Genomic DNA, 22532 nt, shown 5'->3' with positions numbered 1-22532 from the left:
GGGGTTGCTGCAACAACCCCTTTTTTATGCAAATAAGCTATTTCAAATAACCTATTTATTAACTGTTTTAAAGATATGAAAAAAAAGCTTTTTCTGTTTCTGGCCTTTCTGGGATTCCTTACGGGACAACAGGCCTTTGCGCAAACAGAAATAAAAGGGTCTGTTAAAAGTCCAGAAGGAGAATCGATTCCGGGAGTGAATGTGGTGATAAAAGGCACCACCAACGGAACAATAACCGATATCGACGGAAACTATACCATTCAGGCGCCGGGTGGAGGCGTGCTGGTATTTTCCTTTATCGGATACAAACCCCAGGAAATTCCCATCGATGGACAGAAAACCATTAATGTAGTTCTGAAGAAAAATACTGAAGCAATTGACGAAGTAGTTGTCACCGCATTGGGGATTAAAACCGAGAAGAAGCGCCTTGGGTATGCTACGCAGGAGATAACCGGTAAACAACTTACCCAGGTGGAGGATGTGAACGTGATGAATACCCTCGCGGGAAAAGTATCCGGGTTGACTGTTCACACCAAAACCGGTTTATTTCAGGCACCTGATTTTCTCCTTCGCGGGAAAAAGCCATTGATAGTACTGGACGGTATTCCTATCTCGACTGACTTTTATGACATTTCGAGTGACGATATTGCCAGCATTAATGTGCTGAAAGGGACAGCGGCTTCCGCTTTATACGGTTCGCGTGGTAAAGATGGTGCTATCATGATTACCACAAAAACAGCGGCTAAAGGGAAACTGAATATTTCCGTCAGCAACAGCGAAATGTTCTCTGCCGGATTTGTCGCTTTTCCGAAAGTGCAAAGCGAATATGGTAACGGTTCCAATGGACAGTACAAATTTGTCGATGGAGCCGGCGGCGGTATTCACGATGACGACTTGATTTGGGGACCGAAGCTGGATCAGGGCACCAAAATCGTTCAGTGGAACAGCCCGATTAAAGATTTGCAAACGGGCGAGCTGATTCAATGGAAAGGGCCGGTGAAAGGAACAAAATACGATGACTCGAACCGGTACGAACGTGTCGCAACGCCCTGGGTTTCGCATCCCGATAACCTGAAGAATTTCCTGGAAACAGGAATCGTATCCAACTCCAATTTCAGCATCAGCTCTTCTAACGACAAAGGTTCTGTCCGCCTGTCCGGAAGCCATATGTATCAAAAAGGTATGGTGCCGAACTCTTCGTTGAAAAGCACCGGCATCAACATGAGCTCGCACTATAAGATTTCGAATAACCTGACGTTGGATGCCAAGCTTTCGTATAACAAAGTGTACACCGATAATTATCCTCGTCACGGTTATGGCCCGCTGAACCACATGTACACGATTGTGGTGTGGATGGGTTACGATGTTGACGTTCGTGATATGCGTGATTACTGGATGAAAGGTCGCGAAAACTACAAACAGGCCAACTGGAATTATCTGTGGTACAACAACCCGTATTTCATGGCGTACGAGTGTACTCAGGGCTATGACAGGAACGTTGTCAACAGCAATGTGTCGCTAAACTACCAGCTTTTGCCTAATTTGTCTATCCAGGCACGAGGTGCTGTACGAAACCGTTTTCAATACGAAAACCGGAAAACACCGAAAAGTTACCTCTATTACGGAAACAGTGTGCTGGGAAATTTTGAGGACTGGAAAACCAAGTGGAACTATTACGATTTCGATGTTCTGGCAACTTATACGAAGAGTTTTTCCGATAAATTCAGCCTTGATGCGTTTGCCGGAGCTTCTTCTTTCAGCTACGATTACGACTACCAATATGCTTCTACGGATGGTTTGATTACGGGTGGGCTTTTCAACCTGGGTAACAGCCTGGGGCCGGTGAAAGCTGAAAACCGAATTGAAAAGAAGGCAACCCGGAGTGTATACGGTAGTGTGAACATCGAGCTGTTTAAAGCATTTTACGGAACGGTATCAGGTCGTAACGACTGGTCATCGACGCTTCCGGTCGATAACAACTCGTATTTCTATCCTTCGGTGTCGGGAAGTTTTGTTTTCGACAACATTGCAAAATTACCTTCCTGGATGAGTCATGCACAGGTGCGTTCAACCTGGGCACAGGTATCGACCGATTTTAGCGTGTACAGTCTGTACAATACTTACTCCAATACTGCGATGTATGGTTCGACTCCCGGTATGTCATATCCGTCCGGTTTGGCCAACAGTGAAATTAAGCCGGCTAAATCTACGTCATGGGAACTAGGTGGAAATATTGGACTCTTCAAAAATCGGCTGAGTATTGATGCGACCTATTACCAGGTAAAAGACGAAAACCAAATCATCGATCTACCGATTTCTATTACGTCCGGGTTCGATTCCCGCAAGGTAAACGGCAACGTATATAATACGACCGGTGTGGAGTTGATGGTGAACGTAGTTCCTGTACTGACCCGCAAAATGCGCTGGAATATGGCGATTAACTGGTCTACAAACAAGAAGGTGCTCAGCGAAATCTACGGAGGAGCCGATAAGTTTGGTTACCTGCACAAAGACGAACGTGTAGACAGCTATTATGCCACTGTTTGGCAAAAATCGCCTGATGGACAGACTATTATCGACCAAGCGAGTGGTTTGCCTATTCGTGACCCGTTTGCACGGAAATTGGGCCATCTCGATGCGAATTGGCAGTTCGGTTTCAACAATACGCTTACCGTTGGGCACTGGCAATTTAACGCACAGGTTGATGGTCGCGTAGGCGGAATTATGCCTTCACTTACCGTAGCTAAACTTTGGTGGGGTGGGAAGCATCCGGAGTCGGTAGCCAACCGCGATGCAGAGTACGCAGGTAAACTCTATGTTCCGGACGGTGTTGCCGTGGTTAGCGGTGATGTTCAGTATGACACCGACGGTAATATTGTATCAGACACGCGTGTGTTTGCCAAGAACGAGAAAGGACTGAAGTATTCTAACTGGGCGATGACGTATGGTTATCGTGCGAAAGGGTTAGGAGTGAATACTTTCGATGCTTCTTTTATCAAACTCCGTGAGGCTTCAATTAAGTACGATTGCTCCTCACTTTTTGGCGGGACAGTTGTAAAAGAAGCTTATGTGCAGCTGATTGGCCGGAACCTCGCTATGTGGAAAAAAGCAAAGTTGATTGATCCTGACTTCGGTAATGACGATCACTTACAGGATCCTTCGGCACGATATGTTGGTTTTGGACTGGGTGTTAAATTCTAATCAATGCAAATCATGAAATTCTTACAAAAATCGATATTACTCTTCCTGTTGGCCGGCGCACTGTTTTCGTGTGAGAAACTGCAGGATATTAATGATAACCCTAACAATGCTCCGGTTACGCATCCCAAACTTCTGTTGAAAGACATAGCATGGAATGCATTTGACGGGCAGGGAACCGGTTCGATGTTTGCGTCGCGGGTAATGGTTAGCTCCGATGGGGCCAGCAACGAACAATATTATACCTGGGATCGCGATAATTTTGACCGTTACAATCAGCTTCGGAATATTACAAAGATGATGGAAGAGGCAGACAAACAGGGTACACCAGAATACACTTATCTGGCCCATTTTTTCCGTGCTTATCAGTTTTACCAGTTAACCCGCCGGTTTGGGGATATACCATATTCCGATGCTTTAAAAGGGGAAACAGATGGGGTGTATGCACCAAAATATGATGAGCAATCGAAGATTATTCCGGCTTTGCTGGATGAACTGAAAGCTGCGAATGAAGGTCTAAAAAGTGTAACCTATATCGACGGAGATATCATCTACGGAGGCGATCCGATGAAGTGGCGTAAGTTAATTAACTCTTTCCGGTTGCGTATTCTGATGAACCTCTCGAATAAAGCGAATGATGCTACGTTGGATATTCCGGCGCGTTTTCGGAATATTTATCAAAACGAGCCGCTGATGGAGAGTATCGATGATGCGGGCCAGCTGGTATATCTCGACCAAAAGGGAAGCCGCTATTTCGAGTTCCTGGGTAAATTCGGCTCGGTCGGGATGGATTCTACTTTTGTCCAATTGCTGAAGGACCGCCAGGATCCCCGGTTGTTTGTCTTCTGTCAACCGAATCCGAATGCTGTTTCGGCAGGTCTTCCTGTAAACGATTTCGACGCATATGGTAGTGCCGATCCTACGTTGACGTTCGGTGCTATTTCTGATGAGAGAAACAAAGGATATGTATCAATGGTGAATCCGCGTTATTTTGACGACCCGGTGAACGAACCTCACAAATTGATGGGGTATGAAGAGTTGCAGTTTATTCTGGCGGAAGCGACGGTTCGTGGCTGGATTGAAGGTGGCGATTTGGCAAAGGCAAAGGCCTTTTATAACGAAGGAATCAAAGCATCGTTTCTTTTCTACCGAAAGTATGCAGAAAAGTATGCTGCATATTTGGGAGATGGCGCTATCGCTGAATACCTGAATCAACCAATGGTTAATTTTGATAATGCTACGACTTTCGATGAGCGTATTCGGTACATTATCACGCAGAAATATATCCAGTTTTATTTCCAGACTGGCTGGGAACAGTTTTATAACCATCGCCGAACAGGATATCCAAAATTTCTGACCGGCGGTGCGGTTGGAAATAATGGCCAGGTTCCTGTGCGTTGGATGTATCCCGAAGATGAATATAACACCAATGCTGTCAATGTGCAGGATGCCGTTGCGAGACAATTCAATGGCGATGATAATATTAATGGAACAATTTGGTTATTGAAATAAGGCTGCAGTGTGCATCAATTTGATCTGTTTTTTTGATTCATTCCAATAATTCAGGTTGTTGTACGTTTAATAGTAAGTAGCCAATCTCTCTTTTCGCAAAGTTTTTAGGTTTTTATTAGCGGAGTCCCTGTTTGGGATTCCGCTTTCGTTTTTTTACAAGTGCTAGCTGCAACGGTTATTTAGTGTACGAGGTTGGTTCACTTTCTTTACTGTATTATAACAATCTTAGATATTCTATAAACAATATTTTGAAAAATGAATATCTTGTCTTATCTTCAGTATAACAAACGATTAAGATCATGTCTGGCAGAAATAACTAAAGTTTTTCTCGAATGATTTCATAAACACTGATAGTAATGGCAAAGAATTATTATCCTTTTTGATGGATCTTTTCGTTTGCATAAGAGGTTATATAATTGATGAATGACATAATAACGTTTTTAGTATCGGTCCAATGGAAGCGTAGCAGGCTCAAATGTTTCCATTTTTAGTTTGACCACCCCTCCCAACTACTCTGGTTCGGAGGGGTTTTTTATTTCAGTTGAATTGGCAAGTTGTTGATGTCGTTGTTTTTCTTAAAAAGAATGCAAACGGTGTGTTCAAAAAAATATTAGAAAACAGCCAACTTTTTGATGAATGTACCGATCTGTTACGTGAATGTGCAGATCCTTTCGTTAAACGTATAATATTATGAAAAATAAGTGATTGAAAATTGACAAAAAACAACGCTCTAACTTATATTAGATTTGCTAAATATTCAAGAGTATGTTATTTTTATTTATCGAAAACTAACTAACATATTATTTTTTACTTGCTATTGAATTAATCATGTCAGTCAGTGATAGAAAAAGCAGCATTGTTGGTATCACGGTTGCATTTTGTGCCGCGAGCGGATTTGTTCTGGAGTTGTTTGCATCATCCGAAATGCGATTCGGGACAGGTATGATCATCGGGGCAATTATCGGTTTTCTTTTTGGCAATTTTATTAAAATGCTGGTAATGCCGTGGAGACAACGCTAATTGATTTATTCGGTTCAAACCTTTTCCTTTTTTGTCGATTCATCAATCGTATTTCTTTTATCCACTCTGATAACCGAATTCCCGGCTAGGTGATTTTGTGTACCTCAGGTATTGGGTATTTCGCGGTAGCGAATTGTTGGCATGATGATATTTATAAGAATTGGGTTCGCTGGTACCTTCTTTTTGACAGGAGAAAAACCGGCAGCTCTTGCTGCATGCGAATGACAAGAGTTCGAATATTAACAAGTTTGGGTGTTTTTGTTAGTATTCAACCGTGCTCCCCTCTGATGACTAATCGGAGGGGTTTCTGGTTTTATGCGGATACTACTTTCATAACGTTCGCAATCGAAACATTCTTTGTGTTCGGCTAAACAATCTGGATGCAATAAACTTTAATAAGGGTGAATCGAGTTAACTGAAGAAAGGACGATGGTAAAACTCAGGAAGTACCGCAACGAGGATTTCGATAAGGTAATAGCATTGCATCAAAAAGCGCTTGAAGCTATTGGAATGTACCGGGGAGAAGGTCCGTGGGACGATGATTTACCCTATCTGGATATGATATATGGTGGCGATAACGGCTATTTCCTGGTGGGAGAGGATGAAGGTCGAATTGTGGCGATGGGAGCTTTTCGGAAAACAACCGGGCATCTGGCGGAGATTAAGCGAATGCGTGTCGATCCGGATTACCAGGGAACGGGATTGGCGCTGGAATTATACACGGAATTGGAAAATGAGGCGGTATCGCGTGGCTATGAGAAATTCCACCTGGAGACATCGGAACCACAGATGGCGGCCCGGAAATTCTACCAAAAGGTTGGTTTCCGGGAAACCGGAACAGCCATTATCGACGGGACACTAAGCGTTTTAATGGAAAAGGATTTGCCTCAAAAATAAAACAGCCACCCGAAGCAGGAACGGGCAGCTGTTGATAAACTAATTTTGGGGTCAGATTTTTTATTACTCGTAAGCCTGTTGGTGAACAGTTTTCACCGCGCGCCCACTTGGGTCAGCACTGCTCCGGAATGACTCATCCCATGCAAGTGCTTCCGCTGTACTGCAGGCGATTGATGGTACCGACGGAACACAGGCAGCTGCCTGGTCCGACGGAAAATGCTCACTGAAAATGGCCCGGTAAAAATATTCTTCTTTCGACATTGGTGGGTTAACCGGAAAACGGAATTTGGCATTGGCCAATTGTTCGTCGGTCACCTCTTCAGCTGCAATTGATTTTAGTGTGTCGATCCAGCTGTAGCCTACACCGTCGGAGAATTGCTCTTTTTGACGCCACACAACACTATCCGGTAGGTAATCCTCAAATGCTTTGCGAACCACCCATTTCTCCATGCGGCCTTCTTTTGCCATCTTGGCTTCCGGATTCAAACGCATAGCCACATCCAGAAATTCTTTATCAAGGAAAGGAACGCGTCCTTCAACTCCCCAGGCGGCTAATGATTTGTTTGCTCTCAAACAGTCGTACAAGTGCAGTTTGCTCAGCTTTCGAATGGTTTCTTCGTGGAAAGATTTGGCATCGGGTGCTTTATGGAAATAAAGGTAACCACCGAAAATTTCGTCAGCGCCTTCTCCTGAAAGTACCATTTTTACACCCATCGATTTGATGACCCGTGACATGAGATACATTGGAGTGGAAGCCCGTACCGTGGTTACGTCATAGGTTTCCAGGTGATAAATCACATCTTTCACCGCATCTAATCCTTCCTGAATGGTAAAATGTATTTCGTGATGAACGGTACCGATGTGATCAGCTACTTTCTGTGCGGCTGCCAAATCGGGTGAACCTTCCAGTCCAATGGCAAACGAGTGCAGCTGTGGCCACCATGCATCTTTCTCATCCTGCGTCTCCACCCTGTGCGCTGCATATTTTTTCGCGATAGCGGAAATAACCGACGAATCGAGACCACCTGATAACAACACACCGTAAGGTACGTCGGACATGAGCTGACGGTGAACAGCTGCTTCAAGCGCATCACGTAACTCATCAATGGAGGCAGGATTGTCTTTCACATTGTCATACTCCATCCATTCGCGTTGGTACCAGGGTTTCATTTCACCCTCGGTGCTTGACCAGTAATGGCCCGGCAGAAACTCTTCAATCTTGTTGCAAACGCCTTCCAGCGATTTCAGCTCAGAAGCAACATAAAAGTTTCCGTGTTGATCCCAGCCCATGTACAATGGAATAATGCCGATGTGGTCGCGGGCAATCAGGTATTCATCCTTTTCTTTATCGTAAAGAGCAAAGGCAAAAATTCCGTTTAATTCTTCCAGAAAGTCTTTTCCTTTCTCCCGGTAAAGGGGAAGAATTACTTCACAATCCGATTTGGTGAGGAACTCGTATGAGTCTTTGTAGCGGTCGCGAATTCCCTGGTGATTATAAATTTCACCATTCACAGCCAGAACCAAATTACCATCCTTGCTGTACAATGGTTGTCCTCCCGATGAAGGATCGACAATGGATAATCTTTCGTGAGCCAAAATGGCTTTGTCCTCGCAAAAAATACCGGACCAATCCGGACCGCGATGGCGAATTTTCTTGGACATTTCCAATACCTGTGGTCGCAGCTGCTGCGAATCTACTTTCAGGTCAAATACACCGACAATTCCACACATAATAAATCGATTGTTTGGTATTTAATAATTCGTTTATCTGATATCTATAATAACTCTTTTTGAAAGCTTTTGTTGTTGTAAATATACATATTTCTTTAAAAAACCACTAAACACATGACAAAATGTAATGTAAAAATGGAATATTTAATATTAATGTAAGGATTGTGAAAAGTGAAAAAAAGGGACTTGGATTAGGAAATCAATCTTTTTTATATCAGAAAAATCAGATAGGAGGGGGTAATCGCGTTGATTAGGGTAAAATAAACCCGGCATTTGAATGAAATGCCGGGGGCTAATTTTTTTTGAAGAATTTATTCAAATTTGTTGATGATTCCCTGATCGAGCATGGATTGTGTGATTCCTAAATCCTGTTCGAGAAATTCATCCAGCTCTTCTTCACTGTTAAAGTCGGAAACCAGGCCATTATATACCAATGTGATTCTATCGGGAGCCTGAAGGATTTTCAACCCGGGAAGTTCTTTATTGAAGTCTTTAACAGGATGTCCCGGCTTTTCGCCTTCATCTTCAGCGACCTGGTCCAGGTAACTGACATAAAAATCGTGTCCTCCCTGGAGCAATACCTGGAGAATATCGTCATCATCGGCGCGGTCGTAAAATTCAGTGACAGTCAGACGATAAATTTCCATTGTTCCTTCGCCATTTACATAAAGCACGTCGCCGAAAGGCTTATCGGGTCGGGTCTCCAGTTCTTCGAAATCGAGTGCTTCCGCTTTCGCGAGAAAACGAGGCTGGGCGTTGTGCAAAATAAATTCAGCCGGTTCATCTTCCGAGGCAAATGGATGATGGCATATTAAAAAGCGAGGTGTTTTCATCTGATTATATTTTTTAGACCTTTCAAGTATTTGTTGAAATATGTCAGCAAAATGTTTGTAAGACTATCATTGTGACATGTTGCTGAATTCATGTTCTTTTTTTATGCTGCCAAGTTAGGGATTTTTGATCCTTTAGCGCTAATCGTTTGCTTCTTTGCGGTACTTTTGTGCCATGCTTCCTGATATATACCTCTATAATCCGACAAATGAGTTGGCGATTGTGAATGGCGACCCCAACTATATGCCCCCAAAACGATTGATTCAGTTTGAAAAGGATTTGAGCACTTTGCCAATGTTCTTTGCCTCCTTTAAGGATGTTGTCTTGGTTCACGAAGTTCCTTCTGACGACTTTTTAGGCTTATGGGCAAGAACAGGGAAGGAGCTTCCGGTATTCGTGAAAGAAGATGAGGCACTCAATGATCAACTGTTTTGTCAGCAACCGAAAGGATTTTTGTATCCGTGGGGATGGAGTCCGGCTGTTCATCACAGACTGGAGCCTTTGAAAGATAATTGTTCCGATGCATTCAAAAACTCGCCAGTGGCCAACTGGAAAGTGGATTCTCGTGATATATACAGCCGGAAAGCAGCAGCCGGAGTATTAACGAAAGTTTTAAACGCTGTCGGGAAGAACGACTGGTTGTTACCGGAAGAAAGATGTCCGGTTTCTTGCACCGAATTAGATGAAATCATCGCGTTGCAAAGTCGGTGGGGACGGTTGGTAGTAAAATCTCCCTGGAGTGCCTCAGGAAGGGGAATTCAGATGTTGAGAGAAAATGAGTTCAATCAATCGAATCAACAGGTTATTTCCGGATTTTTGAAGCAGCAGGGATTTGTAATGGTAGAACCCTGGCTGAAGAAAATGGCTGATTTGTCGCTGCAATTCTATTCGGAAGGGAAGGGTGAAGTTGCTTATCGCGGACAGGCTGCATTCTTGACCGATGCAGCCGGACGTTACCAGGGAAACTATATCCGCGAAATTCCACCGGGACTTTCCACAGAAGAAGAAAACTTTTTATCGACTTATTTACCGGTTGTCAGGCAGGTATTGCAGGAGGCGCTTTCCGAAAGTGATTTTTCGAGCCAATATTATGGTTGGCTCGGAGTCGATTTGTTGCTTTATCGTGATGCAGAGAATGCTCTCCGGTTGCATCCTTGCCTTGAAATCAATTCTCGTTACAACATGGGTGCGCTGACGCTAAAATTGCGCGAATTGATTTCGCCCGAAAGTGGCGGGCGTTGGGAAATTAATTTTGACAAATCGGGTAAGTTTAACCGTGATATGACAGTTCAAATGAACCGGTTTCCGGCCAGAATAGTTGACGGAAAAATGGTCGAAGGGATTTTGCCGATGGTCCCACCGGCCGATAGTGCACAATTCAGCGCCTGGTTAAAAGTTGAGCGGATTTAGCTGACGGTTGTTTCGACCGGAGCGTAAGGAATGCTGAACCGGAAAGTTGTTCCGTTTCCGGGACTCGATTCCAAATCGATATTACCGCCCATTTGCTCGATCAATGCTTTACATATCGAGAGCCCCAGGCCGGTTCCCTGGGCAAACGGATCGAGTTTGGTGAAACGTTGGAATATTTTCTGCCGGTTCTCTTCGGATATGCCAATGCCCGTATCGCTTACATAGAATTGTAGCAGGCGCTCCCGTTGGTTGATGCTATATCCCACCTTGATTTCTCCTTTTTGCGTATACTTAATCGCATTCGAAATCAATTGCTTCAGGATTTGAGTCAATCGGTCGCAATCCGTTTTAACATCCGGAATGATTTGATTCTCCGATTTTTCATCAATAATCAGCTCGACCTCAGGCAGCAGTTGCTTTCTCATCGTTTGAGTAACATTCTGGCATATATTTTTGAGATTGCACTGAACAAAGTCGATCTCGTATCTTCCGCTTTCAATCTTCGAAATCTCGACGATATCATTGATTTGGCTGAGCATCTGATCGGTTTGCTGATGTATAATTCGTTGGTATTCGAAGCGTTCTTTCTGTTCAATATCGTCGTCGGACAACAAATAAGCAAATCCGATAATGGAGTTCAGCGGTGTCCGCAGTTCGTGACTTAGGTTGGTGATAAAAGCTGTTTTCAATCGATCGGATTCTTCCGCTTTTTCTTTTACACGAATCAATTCGTTTTCGATAATCCGACTGCGTTCCAGTTCGTGTTCCAACCGGTTATTTCTTTGTTTGAGCTCGAGTGTGCGCTGTTGAATTTCCTTTTCGCGGTTTTGGTGAGCCTCGTTGAGCAAGTTTTGCTGCTCCAGATTTTGCTGATGCTGAAAGAAGTTCCTTCTCGAATAATACTCAAGATAGTAGGAGCCGAACATGCCAATCAGGTTCATGGCGGTGAAGAAGAAAATAGAGATGACCAATAGTTCCGAGAAAGTCTGTTGTGCAATGACTTTTCCAACAATAAATGCAATCAGTACAATCCATCCGGCTATGGAAGCATATAAAAAGCGCAGTTTTATGAAGAAGTATCCAGCGGCAAATACCAGCATCAGGCCACCATAGTAACTAAAGTTTTCCGGTTCGAGAATGAGCATATAACTAATCCCGGCACCGGCAACAATGTAGCAAAGGGTCAGTAAGCCCTGCCATACTCTTTCAAAATATTGGGAATAGGAAAGAAACAAAGTACCGGCCATTAGGGGCAGTACAATACCAAACCGGATGAACAGGAACGTTGTTAAGCGATTGGGAATATAGAGGTAGTCAACAATGCTGAATCCGGCATACAGAATCGTTAACAGCAGAAACGCAAACCGAAATTGTGGTAACGATTCGCTGAAATACTGTTTCTTAAATTTGGATTCTGTCTCTTTCTGACCTGAAAACAGCAATGTAACCGGATGAAGCCTCATTCGTCTTTCAGTTGTCTGGGGGTAAAGCATGCTATTGAAAAAGGGTTAGATTTTATTTATGTACATCTTCAAGTTACGGCATTCTCCTGATTAAAAACAGTATTCGCTCAAAAATTAACATTTTGATTAATAAAAATCTCATAAATGAGGTTATTTGACAGTTAAACTCTCATTACGTAGAGGCACAAACTTTATAAAGTTTTCCGTGGAAAACAAGGTATTGTTTAGTTTTGAACATATCATTGCTCTTCAAAAAACAGGCAATGATAACCGAACGCTTGAAAATTGTTTTGTATGAGATTTGAAAAAGAACTGGTGCATGGTCGTTTAATTAAGCGTTACAAACGGTTTTTGGCTGATGTAAAATTAGATGACGGGACTGAAGTAACGGCCCATTGTACCAATTCCGGAACAATGAAAAGTTGCCTGGAAGATGGGGCGGAGGTGTACCTTACACCGGTGAACGATCCGAAAAGAAGGACAAAATTCACCTGGGAGATGATTAAAATCGATGGACGTTGGGTCGGAATCAATACCAACAATCCCAATAAAATTGCTTTTGAGGCGGTCCGTAATAACCGAATTCCCGAATTGAGCGGTTATGAGACAGTGAGACGGGAGGTGAAATTCGGCGACAGTCGTTTCGATGTGATGGCTCAAAATGAGAAGGAGACCTGTTTCATCGAGGTGAAGAATGTAACCATGAAAGAAGGAACCGATGCACTTTTCCCGGATGCTGTAACCACCCGCGGACGTAAACACCTGAATACACTAATGGAAGTGAAGAAACAGGGGATGCGGGCGGTGATGCTTTACATTATCCAGCGTACGGATGTAGAACGATTTGAGCCGGCAGATGCCATTGACCCGGAATATGGCAAAGCACTCCGGGAAGCCTACCGGGAAGGCGTAGAAATCATTCCGATGCAGGCCGAAGTGACGCCGGAGGGCATTGAACTGGTTCGAAAACTTGATTTTGAGTTGTAATATCCTTTTACCAAACAATTGTTGAATCCTATGAAAAAGAGCTTTTTTTATCTGCTGGCCTTATTGCTGCTATCGTCGTGCGGGCCGAAAAAAATACCGGCAGTGGGCGACCAGACCTATCTGGTTTTCGATAACCAGGTGGTGAATTTTGTGCCCGGTAAATATCCGAAAGACAGCATTCAACCGGATGCCAATGGTATCATCCATCTGGGCGACGGGCGTTTGTTGCTGGAGAAAATTCATGTTCCCGATTTTCAACGGTCGGTGAAAGTGACAGCAACGGTTACCCTGAAATCACATGGCGACCGGTGGGACAAGTCCGGTTCACTGTTTGTGATACCGCAGAATTCATCGACGAATTTTCTGAATATCTGGACGGGGAAGAAGAGTTTTCCTGAGCCGGCGAAAGAACTGGAAGGTTTGCAAGGCATCGTTGCTGGCGACGATTACCAGCCGGTTCTTGAACTCATGCGTTTTATGACGCCGTTCGGTGTTGGCTTTTACAGCGATTCGACATCGGCGCGGAAGCCGGTTTATATCGATAAATGGGCGAAGGAAGTTCAGTGGAAAGAAGATGTCACCGACCGTATCTCGCAGCTGGAAGGCGACGTGTGGATTGGCGTGTGGGTGGATACCTGGACAAAGGAAGGTTACGAACTGAGTGCCACGCTCGACTTCGATGAAAGTGATATTCCCTGCGATGCACAAAAGCCAACCCATGCCGAACCGGTGCTGAATACCGTTTATTACATCGGTCCGCAAGGGTACCCGGATATCTTCGCCCGAAAGAACATCAACGTCAATGTCGACATCCCGGAAGGGGCAAAGAATGTCCGTTTGCAGTACATCGTTACCGGACATGGAGGCGATGATGGCGGTGACGAGTTTGTGCAAAAGGAAAACATCATTTCGCTTGACGGGAAAAAAGTATACGATTTCATTCCCTGGCGTACCGATTGCGCTTCGTTCCGGCGGTTCAATCCAAGCTCAGGTGTTTGGCTGGAGAAACGGAAGGTGCAGTACCTCGATTGGAAAGCGGGCAAATACAAAGTGAAGGAGATGGAAGAACCGATTGCCTCGTCTGATTACTCTCGCTCCAATTGGTGCCCGGGAACAGATGTGCCGCCGGTTACTATTCCGCTGGATTCCATTGCAGCCGGCACGCATCAGATCACCTTCAGCATTCCCAAAGCTCAACCCCGCGAGGGAGACAAAATGAATTTCTGGCTGGTTTCGGCATGGCTCGATTGGGACGAATAAGTTTCTATCTGAAAATAGAATACTGACCCCGGATACAAAGTCGATATCCGGGGCTTTTTTGTGCCGACTTCCAATTCACCATGTTTTACTCCTTTTTGATGGGATATGTCGAAACCTAACCGGGGCCTCTACTCGTAGCAATTAGTAGAAGCTTAAAAGCAATTGGTTATGAAAATTATGCGTTCCATATCTCCCTTTATTACTACGTATCATGTTGTTCGTGAGAAGAAGCCGGTTACGTTTGCGTACCGGACACCTCGGGGCGAGCTGTTTTTGCTGAGCCGCGATGCGATTCGGAGTGAAAACGATTTTGTACGGAATGTGAAATGGGAAGATTTGCTCGCGGTCGATGAAAGTCTGAGCGAGTTGAAAAAGTTATCACCCAACTATGCCGCTTTCCGGAATACCCCAACTGAAATGTGGCAGGTGAGCAAGATTGACCGGCAGACCGAAACCGGAAGTTACATCGACCAGCACCTCGAATGGATTAGTAAGATGTATGTAGACGGCTATTTTACAGGCGGAACCTATCCGCACTGGATTTATGTTCCGCGGAGTTCGAAGAAGTATGCTTATGTCAATTTCACTATTGGCGGCCTGTTGGCTGTGCTCGGATCTTATATTTTCTTTTCCGGAGGACAGCTCATTAACGACAACGTGGTAGTGGCATGGCTGGCCGGTGTTATTTTTATCCTGATGGGCGTACGAATTTTGTCGCGTGCCCGGAAGAGGTGATTTATTACTCTTTCTTCTCGAAAATAGCTCTTTCCAAGCGCGATTCCTGCCTGTATAATTACCTTTAGGCATCGAAAAAATCATGATGAGAATTATGCTTCCTGTTTCTGTTGTCCAATTATTCCTGGTGTTATCCCTTTCGGGCGTCACTTTTGCCTGCCAGTCAAGACATAAAAGTAGTAAACAGGTTCCGGCGGTGGAACGAACCGATTCCTGTCTGTCGAACCCGGAGCATACCTACGAGGTGTTTGTTCCGGCCCGTCAGTCAGCGGATACCCGTTTGCCCTTGTTGGTCGCCATCGACCCGCATGGTTCGGGAAAAACGGCTGTTGAGCATTTGAGGGAAGCGGCCACAACTTATCCGGCTGTGTTGGTGGCTTCCAATCTCATTCAGAATGACGACCCGCACTATATGGATGAGCTGCAGCAATTGATTACCGATATCAAAAAGCGTTTCCCGGTAGGAAAGCAAATCTACCTGGCAGGGTTTTCGGGCGGAGCGCGGATGGCGCTGGGCTATGCAGCAAAACATCAGGTCGACGGGGTAATAGCCTGTGGTGCTTTTGCCAGCCCGGACCAACTGACGGCAATAAGCTGTCCTGTTATGGGACTCATTGGGATGGATGATTTCAATTTTCCGGAGATGGTTCAGTATATTCTCAAGCCGGAGTTAACACCTTCCAACGTCCACATCGAACTGACAGAAGCGTCGCATGCCTGGCCGGATAAAAGCAGATTAACGAACGTGTTCGGATGGTTCCGGTTGTCGGCTCAATCAGGAAAAAAAGACAATAAGCAGCAGATTCGACGGTTTACTAAAGTACAGCATGCACGAATCGATTCGCTGGCCGGAGCAGGAGCCCTGTTGCAGGCTGCCTGTATCTCCCGCAACATGGCATCGGTGAAAGCTTTTGACAATGCTGGTTCGTTCGATACCCTGACAAACGAACTTGCCCGCCGGTCTGCCTATCAGGAACAAATTTCGCAGTTAACAGCCAGCCTGCAGTTTGAATTCAACCGGCGGCAGCTGTTCCTTCAATCTTTGTTTTCGAAAGACGAAAACTGGTGGAAGAACGAGATTTCGGCTTTGCACGAGAAAATGGTTACGGAACCGAATCTGGTGCAGCGCATGGCCTACAAGCGTCTGGGCGGCTTCCTGGGCATTGTTTGTTACTCGTATGCCAAACAGTTGGCCGGGCAGAAAGATATTCCTCACCTGGAGAAAATACTGACGATTTACCGTCTGGCGGAACCGGATAACAGAGATATGCAGCACTACACCGAAGTGCTTAAAGGTTTAGAGTGGAAATGATTTCGTGTGGCGGACTTTTCGTGATTTAAGGTAGTGTTGATGATAATTTTGCACTTAACACACGAATGTTGATTTCCTTAGCTGGCGAACAAGCAAAAGAAAAATAATGATTGATTTTTGGCTGATTAGACACGGTGAGACGGTAGAGAATGCGCAAGGAATTTGCCAGGGACAAACTCCCGGAACGCTCAGTGAGGACGGGATGATGCAGGCCAGAGCGTTAGCTGAATATTTAAAGAATGAAGAGTTCGATGTGATATATTCCAGCGACCTGCGACGGACGATGAAGACGACGGAAGCAGTTCTTCAATTTCATCCGGGGGAAGAGATTATTCCCGAGCCGCTTTTGCGGGAACGTTACCTGGCGGATTGGCAGGGAAAGCCGTTTCCTAAAAACTGGAAAGAGATGGATTTGCCGGAAGAAGCAGAGACCTCTGAAGATTTGATTGTGCGGGCCAAAGCTTTTCTCTCCCTGCTTAAGGAAAAGCATGAAGGAAAGAAGGTTTTTGCCATGAGCCATGGCGGTTTAATCCGCGCTTTCTGGACAGTACTGCACAATCTTGACAATGGTTCTTACTCCCGTTGGGATGCGCCGGAGAACACCAGCATTAGTCGTTTCGGGTTAAACGAGGACGGTTCGGTTAATGAACTGGTTCGCAACCTTGCCGAACATTTGGAAACCGTACCGGTGAGCAGCAAAGCCAAAAATAAAAACGACTGGCAGTTATAAAAAAGGATCAGCCGACAGAAATGATATCTATCGGCTGACTTTATTTGAATAAACGATACTCTTCTATTTGACCTTTCTGTTGAAAACGTCTTTGTCAATCACGGATTCATCGCCAAGATAGTTCCAGTTAATTCCATCGACATATTGGCTAAATATTTTTTGCATTTGCGCCAATGTCACTGCATCGATATGGTCGATAAAGTGAGTTGTCATATCTATCGAACCTTTTATTTTGGCAACTCCCAGCGAGTAGGCTGTGTTGTAGGTCGATTGTTTTCCCATGAAATAGTAAGTGGTATACTCACTTTTCGAATTTCTCAAATCGACGTCGGTAAAGCCGTCGTTTTTTAGCGTATCCATTTCGTTCACCATCACGGTTACTGCTTCGTTGGGTTTTGTGGTGGTTACATATACTGCAGAATAGGGGATAAAACCAGTCGAAGAGAAAGCTTGCGGAGCATACGACAGATTGCGTTTGGTCCTTACTTCTTCGAATAATTTATTCCTCAGGATATTGAAAGCTAGCCGGAAAGCATAGCTGTCAGGCGATGTAAAAGCCGGCGCGCCCAGCATTCCCTGAATATAATTGGTCGACAATTTTCGACTTTCGGTATTCAGGGAGTTGGTATCGATGGTGGTTGCAATGGCTGCAGGCATTGGCTCAACCGGAGTTGACGGCAAGTTGCCGAAATCCTTCTCGACCATTTTCCTAATGTCCTGTTCCTTCAAATTCCCCACAATAACCAGTACCATTTTGTTGGCATTTAGTAGTTTGTTGTAGTAGTTTTTGACATCATCCTGTGTGAAAGCCTTCATTGTTTCAACCGTTCCGGGAACCTGGTAGGCGTAGCGTGTACCCTGAAATGTATTTTTCATACACATATCAGACAGTGTATTGTCCGGATTGCTTTTTCTGTTTTGAATACCGGCAATCAGTTTTTGCTTCAATAACCCCAGTTCCTTTTTCTCAAATACCGGATGATTAACAGCTTCCGAAAATAACTTCCAGCCTTCTGAGAAATAGGGTTTGACGCATTCGAGGCTAATGCTGCTATAGTCATAACCTGCGGAGCCGCTAACACTGACTCCATATTTGTCGGCCATATTCTTAAAGGCATCTTTTGCGTATTTCTGCGTGCCACAATCCGAAGTAGCAGCCAGGGTTAACGCCCCGATTCCTTGCTGTTTTTCATCGTAGTTTGCAGTTCCTCCTTTGAAGAACATAATAGCTGCAACGGTTTGTTTCGACGATGGCATAAAAACAACCTTTAAGCCATTTACCGTCATTTCTTTTACCGAATTTCTGGCCTGTACCCCCAGTGATAAGGATACAAGCAACATAACGAATATATATCTTTGAATTTTCATAGTGTTTTAATTTTGATAATGGCAATTGTGATTATTTCTTCCAAAAAGTCGCAGGATGCAACAAGGCTTCCGACTTGGTATTAATCAACAATCCGGCAGCGTAGGGCTTGTCTTTAATGTATTTATCGACATAATTAATCAGATCCTGTTTGGTCACTTTCTTGATGTTCGGGATGTAATTATAGTAATAGTCCAATGAGGCCGAACACCAGAAATAAGCCATCGTATGCGACAGATCGGAAGTTACATCCGATTCCTGCAGATGGTTAATTTCGAGCTGACGTTTGGCATTTTCCAATTGTTGATCGGTGATGTAATCGGGCGAGTCCCACATCGAAATTTGTTTTTTCACTGCTTCGGCGCAGGCCGCTACTTTCGTTGGATTAGGAACGACGATAGCACTAATCGGTCCGGTATATTTTAGTGTTTGATAACCAACATTTGCCTGCAGGGCCAATCCGCTATCGACTAGCATTTTTTGAAATTTACTCGAATTTTGGCTCAGGATAGTAGAGAAAACATCGGCCACATATGTGTCGTGTACATCGCGACGGGTATCGGGTCCCTGCCATTTCAACATCATGATAGGAACACGTGCATAGGGTGATGTCACTACAAAATAGTTGGTGGAATCAAGCGGTTGGAATTCAGGGATGGGCCATTTCTTAAACGGGTCAAAACCTGAGGGTTTCCAACTGGAGAAAATATCTTTAACCTTAGCGAACACCTCTTTGTGGTTGACGTCTCCGCTAACGATTAGCATGGAATTATTGGGCCAATAATATTTATGCTGAATGGTGTGCATTTTTTCAGGTGTAGCGGTCCTGATGATGTGATGGATACCGATGGGATTCTTGCGAGAGTATAAATTTCCCCACAGTACATGCTTCATGGAATCGGATAGCAAAAAGAAGGGATTCGATTCGAGCCGCTGGAACTCGCCGTCGACAACTATATTTTCTTTCTTAATTTCTTTCGGAAGAAACAGTGGATAACGAATGGCCGAATTCATGAAGTGCAAACCTTGCGTCCATTTGCTTTTGGGAAGGGTAAAAAAGTAATTAACCCGCTCGTTTCCGGTTGAGCCGTTGAAAACAATACCGAGCTCATGCACTTTGGCCATAAAGGCTTCCTGACTGGGATAGTCTTTATTAGCTTTGAAAAACATGTGCTCGTACAGGTGGCTTAACCCATTGAACTCGGGCGGTTCGGTGTAGGAGCCGTTTTTGGTTGTGATTTCAACGGTAGCTAATGGCACGCTGTGGTCTTCAATAACCAGCACTTCCAATCCATTGGAAAGTTTAGTCGTGTAAAAATTAGATGGTTTTTGAGCCTTTGCAACTGATAACACCAGGAAGAAGCTCAAAATTAATAATGCTTTTTTCTTCATTTTATATATGTTTTATGTAAAATATTCAAACCTTATGAAAGATAAGATTTACGTATAAGTGCAGGCTGGAGTGTTAGATAGCTGTGCTTTGGTCGAATTGAAAATAAAGCTACCGTTTTTTCTTCTAACAACAAAGAGCTGAATAACCTTAGTGAATTGCTGAATGTTAAAATTCAATAATTCTGGATTGAGAATACAGCTAAATTTAACTCTGAAGGGGATGGATTCGGCGGAATAATGAGGAACTATTCTTCATTGTTTATTCATACCGCAACGCATCCACCGGATTTCGTGTTGCTGCTTTCCAGCTTTGCCAGCTAACGGTGAGCAGGGCAATTCCAATGACTAAGATTCCGGCTAACGCGAATATCCACCAATTCAGGCTGGTTTTATAAGCAAAGTTCTCGAGCCATTTATTCATGGCAAACCAGGCAATAGGAGCCGCAATGATAAAAGCAATGACTACCCATTTGATGAAATCTTTGTTGAGCATGGTCATCACTTCCGATATTTTGGCCCCATTCACTTTACGGATGCCGATTTCCTTCGTTCGTGCAATGGCAATAAACCACGCCATGGCAAACAGATTGATGGCGCTGATGAGAATCGCTACCAGGACAAAAGCCTGCAGCATTCGGATGAGTTGATATTCCTTGAAAAACTGTTGATTGTAAAAATCATTCATTACCAGGTATTCGAACGGATAATTGGGGAATGTAGCCTGAAATTTCTTCCGGATAAATGGGATGACAGAAGCAATATTGGCCTGCTTAAGCTTCACAAAATAGTTGCCCCAAATCATGTTTTTCGTCCAGTCGAAGAGGATCATTGGGCCGGGTTTCTCGCGCATGTTCTGGAAATTGAAATCTGAACAAACACCTCTTATTTTCAATTCGATATTTTGCAGGGCACTTTCGTCCGTTAGTTTCAGAACTCTGCCCACTGCTTCCTGCGGATTCTTATAGCCTAAAAAGTTGAGACACGATTGATTGATGATACAACCTTCATCGACATTTTCGGCGTGTGGTTCAAAATCGTTTCCGGCTAAAAGTTTGATGTCGAAAAGTTTCAGATAATTGACCCCAGCTACCAGAACAGCTGCTTTTCCTGCCCGTTCGGTTCCTTTTTCTGAAAAGCTGAAGTTAAAGGCAGCCGTTTCTCCCGGCATCCGGTTACTTTGCGTAATACCTGATATGCTGGGATTCCGTAGAAGGTCTTGTTCGAAAGCATCCAGATTGTTGATGCGTTGTGAGGTTCGACGGAAGTTTTGAGGAACTTTAACGGCGATGGTGTTTTCGAGGTTGAATCCCTTGGTTTTTTCTTTCAGGAAGTTCACCTGTTTGTTGATACCGATAATCCCAATGATAATGACCATGACAATGGCAAATTGACCAACGACAAACAATTGCCGGAAGGAAATGCCGGGCATCAGCGGTTTATATTTAAGCTTGAACAAATCAAGGCTCCGGAGACGTCCTATCAGGAAACCGGGAATAATGCCGTTAACAACAATGCTTAGTAAGAGGATGCTTCCCAGACCAAACCAGAATAACCGATTGTGCAGTGAGAAATCGAGCGTGATACCAAACTGGTTTTGTATAAACGGTAGAAGCAACATGCAGATCAGGAAAGCAACTGCTGTCCCTATCGCATGAATGACGAGCGAATCGGTCAGCGATTGCCCAATGAGTGTTTTCCGGTTGGCACCGAACACTTTTTTCAATCCGGTAGCCGAAGCATGATTGAGCGCCCGGGTAAAGGAAAAGTGTATGTAATTGAGCCCGACCGCCAGCACAATCAGCAAGCTGATGATGAGTAGAATGTACAGGTAATCGGCACGGGCGTTGGTTTGCAGCTCATGTTTCAAATGTGAATGCAGATGAATATCTTTCAACGGCTGCAAATGGTATACATGCAACTGGTTATTTTTCTCGAAATAATCCTTTTTATGTGCCATCGCCAGTTGGTTCATCTTCTGCTCCAACGCTTGTATATCCGTTCCGGGATGCACTTTCAGATAGGTGTAAAAATCGGTTTCTCCCCACGGTGCTTTCATGGGAGGAGGAAGATGCATCTGGTCGTGAAACGACAGCAGCATATCGGGATGAAAGTGCGCCTGCCGGGGAATATCCTTGTAAACACCGACTACCTGGTATTCAAAAGCCGGATATTTGGTGATGGTTTTGCCGACCGGATTCTCGTCACCAAAGTACTTCCTGGCAGTTGATTCCGACAGAACAGCCGTGTAAGGAGCTGTCAAAACTTTGGCTCGGTCACCCTGAAGCAGCTGAAAAGAGAAGATATTCAGCAGTCCCGGCGAAGCAAAATAGACCTTGGTATCCTTGAAAATATTTTCACCGATTTTGTATTGCGGATTACTGGTTTGGGCCAGAAACCCGGCTTCGGTTACTTCCGGATACGTTTTTTTCAATGAACTTCCCATATCCCGTTCACATTCAGGGATGGAAATCTGAAGTTTGCCATCAGAATACAAATCGGTCGTAATGCGGTAGATGTTTTTGGCATCGGGGAATATCCGATCGTATTGCTGCTCGTATGACACGTATCCGGAAACCAGGATAAAGGTCACTAACCCAACGGACATGGAAATGAGGAGCAGGAGAGTGGGCCTCAAATTATGCCTGAGCGTCCGGATGGTCATATGGAAATGATACAGGATATTCATTA

15 protein-coding genes are annotated in these 22532 nt (G+C 44.4%); 9 read left to right on the top strand and 6 right to left on the bottom strand.

Annotated features, from left to right (window positions below):
• Positions 1–75 precede the first annotated feature (75 nt).
• The 3 genes from CLV93_RS09680 (at position 76) to CLV93_RS09665 (ending at position 6627) form a co-directional block, all read left to right on the top strand.
• Complete coding sequence (locus CLV93_RS09680; protein ID WP_106541999.1) at positions 76–3201, top strand: SusC/RagA family TonB-linked outer membrane protein; 3126 nt, start codon at positions 76–78, stop codon at positions 3199–3201.
• A gap of 12 nt (positions 3202–3213) precedes the next feature.
• Positions 3214–4710 carry a SusD/RagB family nutrient-binding outer membrane lipoprotein gene (locus CLV93_RS09675; protein WP_170108914.1) on the top strand — a complete coding sequence of 499 codons (1497 nt, stop codon included), beginning with the start codon at positions 3214–3216 and terminating at the stop codon, positions 4708–4710.
• A gap of 1449 nt (positions 4711–6159) precedes the next feature.
• Complete coding sequence (locus CLV93_RS09665) at positions 6160–6627, top strand: GNAT family N-acetyltransferase (RefSeq protein ID WP_106541996.1); 468 nt, start codon at positions 6160–6162, stop codon at positions 6625–6627.
• A 63-nt stretch (positions 6628–6690) separates the two neighbouring features.
• Here CLV93_RS09665 and asnB read toward each other — a convergent pair whose 3' ends face one another.
• The gene (asnB, locus tag CLV93_RS09660; protein ID WP_106541995.1) at positions 6691–8358 is read right to left on the bottom strand and encodes an asparagine synthase B; all 1668 of its coding nucleotides are present in this window, start codon (positions 8356–8358) and stop codon (positions 6691–6693) included.
• A gap of 311 nt (positions 8359–8669) precedes the next feature.
• Positions 8670–9191 carry a hypothetical protein gene (locus CLV93_RS09655; protein ID WP_106541994.1) on the bottom strand — a complete coding sequence of 174 codons (522 nt, stop codon included), beginning with the start codon at positions 9189–9191 and terminating at the stop codon, positions 8670–8672.
• A 154-nt stretch (positions 9192–9345) separates the two neighbouring features.
• Here CLV93_RS09655 and CLV93_RS09650 point away from each other — a divergent pair, with 154 nt between their 5' ends.
• Positions 9346–10599, top strand: coding sequence for a hypothetical protein (locus CLV93_RS09650; RefSeq protein WP_153637039.1), 1254 nt, complete (start codon positions 9346–9348; stop codon positions 10597–10599).
• Here CLV93_RS09650 and CLV93_RS09645 read toward each other — a convergent pair.
• Positions 10596–12062: an ATP-binding protein gene (locus CLV93_RS09645; RefSeq protein ID WP_170108913.1), complete on the bottom strand. Its 1467-nt coding sequence runs from the start codon at positions 12060–12062 to the stop codon at positions 10596–10598. The genes CLV93_RS09650 and CLV93_RS09645 overlap by 4 nt on opposite strands.
• A 294-nt stretch (positions 12063–12356) precedes the next feature.
• On the opposite strand from CLV93_RS09645, the gene sfsA reads away from it, so the two are divergent.
• The 5 genes from sfsA (at position 12357) to CLV93_RS09620 (ending at position 17086) form a co-directional block, all read left to right on the top strand.
• Entirely contained in the window at positions 12357–13049 is a 693-nt protein-coding gene (sfsA, locus tag CLV93_RS09640) for a DNA/RNA nuclease SfsA (protein ID WP_106541991.1), read from the top strand.
• Between the two features lie 30 nt (positions 13050–13079).
• Positions 13080–14309, top strand: a complete 1230-nt coding sequence (locus CLV93_RS09635) for a PNGase F N-terminal domain-containing protein (protein WP_106541990.1) — start codon at positions 13080–13082, stop codon at positions 14307–14309.
• A gap of 168 nt (positions 14310–14477) precedes the next feature.
• Entirely contained in the window at positions 14478–15044 is a 567-nt protein-coding gene (locus CLV93_RS09630) for a hypothetical protein (RefSeq protein ID WP_106541989.1), read from the top strand.
• 82 nt (positions 15045–15126) lie between these two features.
• On the top strand, positions 15127–16356 hold the full coding sequence (locus CLV93_RS09625; RefSeq protein ID WP_106541988.1) for a dienelactone hydrolase family protein: 1230 nt from the start codon (positions 15127–15129) through the stop codon (positions 16354–16356).
• A 106-nt stretch (positions 16357–16462) separates the two neighbouring features.
• A complete protein-coding gene (locus tag CLV93_RS09620; RefSeq protein WP_106541987.1) occupies positions 16463–17086 on the top strand; it encodes a histidine phosphatase family protein in 624 nt (207 codons plus the stop codon).
• 63 nt (positions 17087–17149) lie between these two features.
• Here CLV93_RS09620 and CLV93_RS09615 read toward each other — a convergent pair whose 3' ends face one another.
• The 3 genes from CLV93_RS09615 to CLV93_RS09605 form a co-directional block, all read right to left on the bottom strand.
• Positions 17150–18454: a M16 family metallopeptidase gene (locus CLV93_RS09615; RefSeq protein WP_106541986.1), complete on the bottom strand. Its 1305-nt coding sequence runs from the start codon at positions 18452–18454 to the stop codon at positions 17150–17152.
• Positions 18455–18485: 31 nt separating this feature from the next.
• The gene (locus CLV93_RS09610) at positions 18486–19844 is read right to left on the bottom strand and encodes a M16 family metallopeptidase (RefSeq protein ID WP_106541985.1); all 1359 of its coding nucleotides are present in this window, start codon (positions 19842–19844) and stop codon (positions 18486–18488) included.
• A gap of 259 nt (positions 19845–20103) precedes the next feature.
• Entirely contained in the window at positions 20104–22530 is a 2427-nt protein-coding gene (locus CLV93_RS09605) for an ABC transporter permease (RefSeq protein ID WP_106541984.1), read from the bottom strand.
• Between the last annotated feature and the right edge of the window lie 2 nt (positions 22531–22532).

The organism is Prolixibacter denitrificans, from assembly GCF_003014495.1.
GTDB lineage: Bacteria > Bacteroidota > Bacteroidia > Bacteroidales > Prolixibacteraceae > Prolixibacter > Prolixibacter denitrificans.
This window is presented reverse-complemented; position numbering and strand designations above follow the sequence as displayed.

What these genes read in the sequence shown, in the direction of transcription:
- CLV93_RS09680 (WP_106541999.1), top strand. Translation starts at nt 76, where the DNA reads ATGAAAAAAAAGCTTTTTCTGTTTCTGGCCTTTCTGGGATTCCTTACG.
- CLV93_RS09675 (WP_170108914.1), top strand. Translation starts at nt 3,214, where the DNA reads ATGAAATTCTTACAAAAATCGATATTACTCTTCCTGTTGGCCGGCGCA.
- CLV93_RS09665 (WP_106541996.1), top strand. Translation starts at nt 6,160, where the DNA reads ATGGTAAAACTCAGGAAGTACCGCAACGAGGATTTCGATAAGGTAATA.
- asnB (WP_106541995.1), bottom strand. Translation starts at nt 8,358, where the DNA reads ATGTGTGGAATTGTCGGTGTATTTGACCTGAAAGTAGATTCGCAGCAG.
- CLV93_RS09655 (WP_106541994.1), bottom strand. Translation starts at nt 9,191, where the DNA reads ATGAAAACACCTCGCTTTTTAATATGCCATCATCCATTTGCCTCGGAA.
- CLV93_RS09645 (WP_170108913.1), bottom strand. Translation starts at nt 12,062, where the DNA reads ATGAGGCTTCATCCGGTTACATTGCTGTTTTCAGGTCAGAAAGAGACA.
- sfsA (WP_106541991.1), top strand. Translation starts at nt 12,357, where the DNA reads ATGAGATTTGAAAAAGAACTGGTGCATGGTCGTTTAATTAAGCGTTAC.
- CLV93_RS09635 (WP_106541990.1), top strand. Translation starts at nt 13,080, where the DNA reads ATGAAAAAGAGCTTTTTTTATCTGCTGGCCTTATTGCTGCTATCGTCG.
- CLV93_RS09630 (WP_106541989.1), top strand. Translation starts at nt 14,478, where the DNA reads ATGAAAATTATGCGTTCCATATCTCCCTTTATTACTACGTATCATGTT.
- CLV93_RS09625 (WP_106541988.1), top strand. Translation starts at nt 15,127, where the DNA reads ATGATGAGAATTATGCTTCCTGTTTCTGTTGTCCAATTATTCCTGGTG.
- CLV93_RS09620 (WP_106541987.1), top strand. Translation starts at nt 16,463, where the DNA reads ATGATTGATTTTTGGCTGATTAGACACGGTGAGACGGTAGAGAATGCG.
- CLV93_RS09615 (WP_106541986.1), bottom strand. Translation starts at nt 18,454, where the DNA reads ATGAAAATTCAAAGATATATATTCGTTATGTTGCTTGTATCCTTATCA.
- CLV93_RS09610 (WP_106541985.1), bottom strand. Translation starts at nt 19,844, where the DNA reads ATGAAGAAAAAAGCATTATTAATTTTGAGCTTCTTCCTGGTGTTATCA.
- CLV93_RS09605 (WP_106541984.1), bottom strand. Translation starts at nt 22,530, where the DNA reads ATGAATATCCTGTATCATTTCCATATGACCATCCGGACGCTCAGGCAT.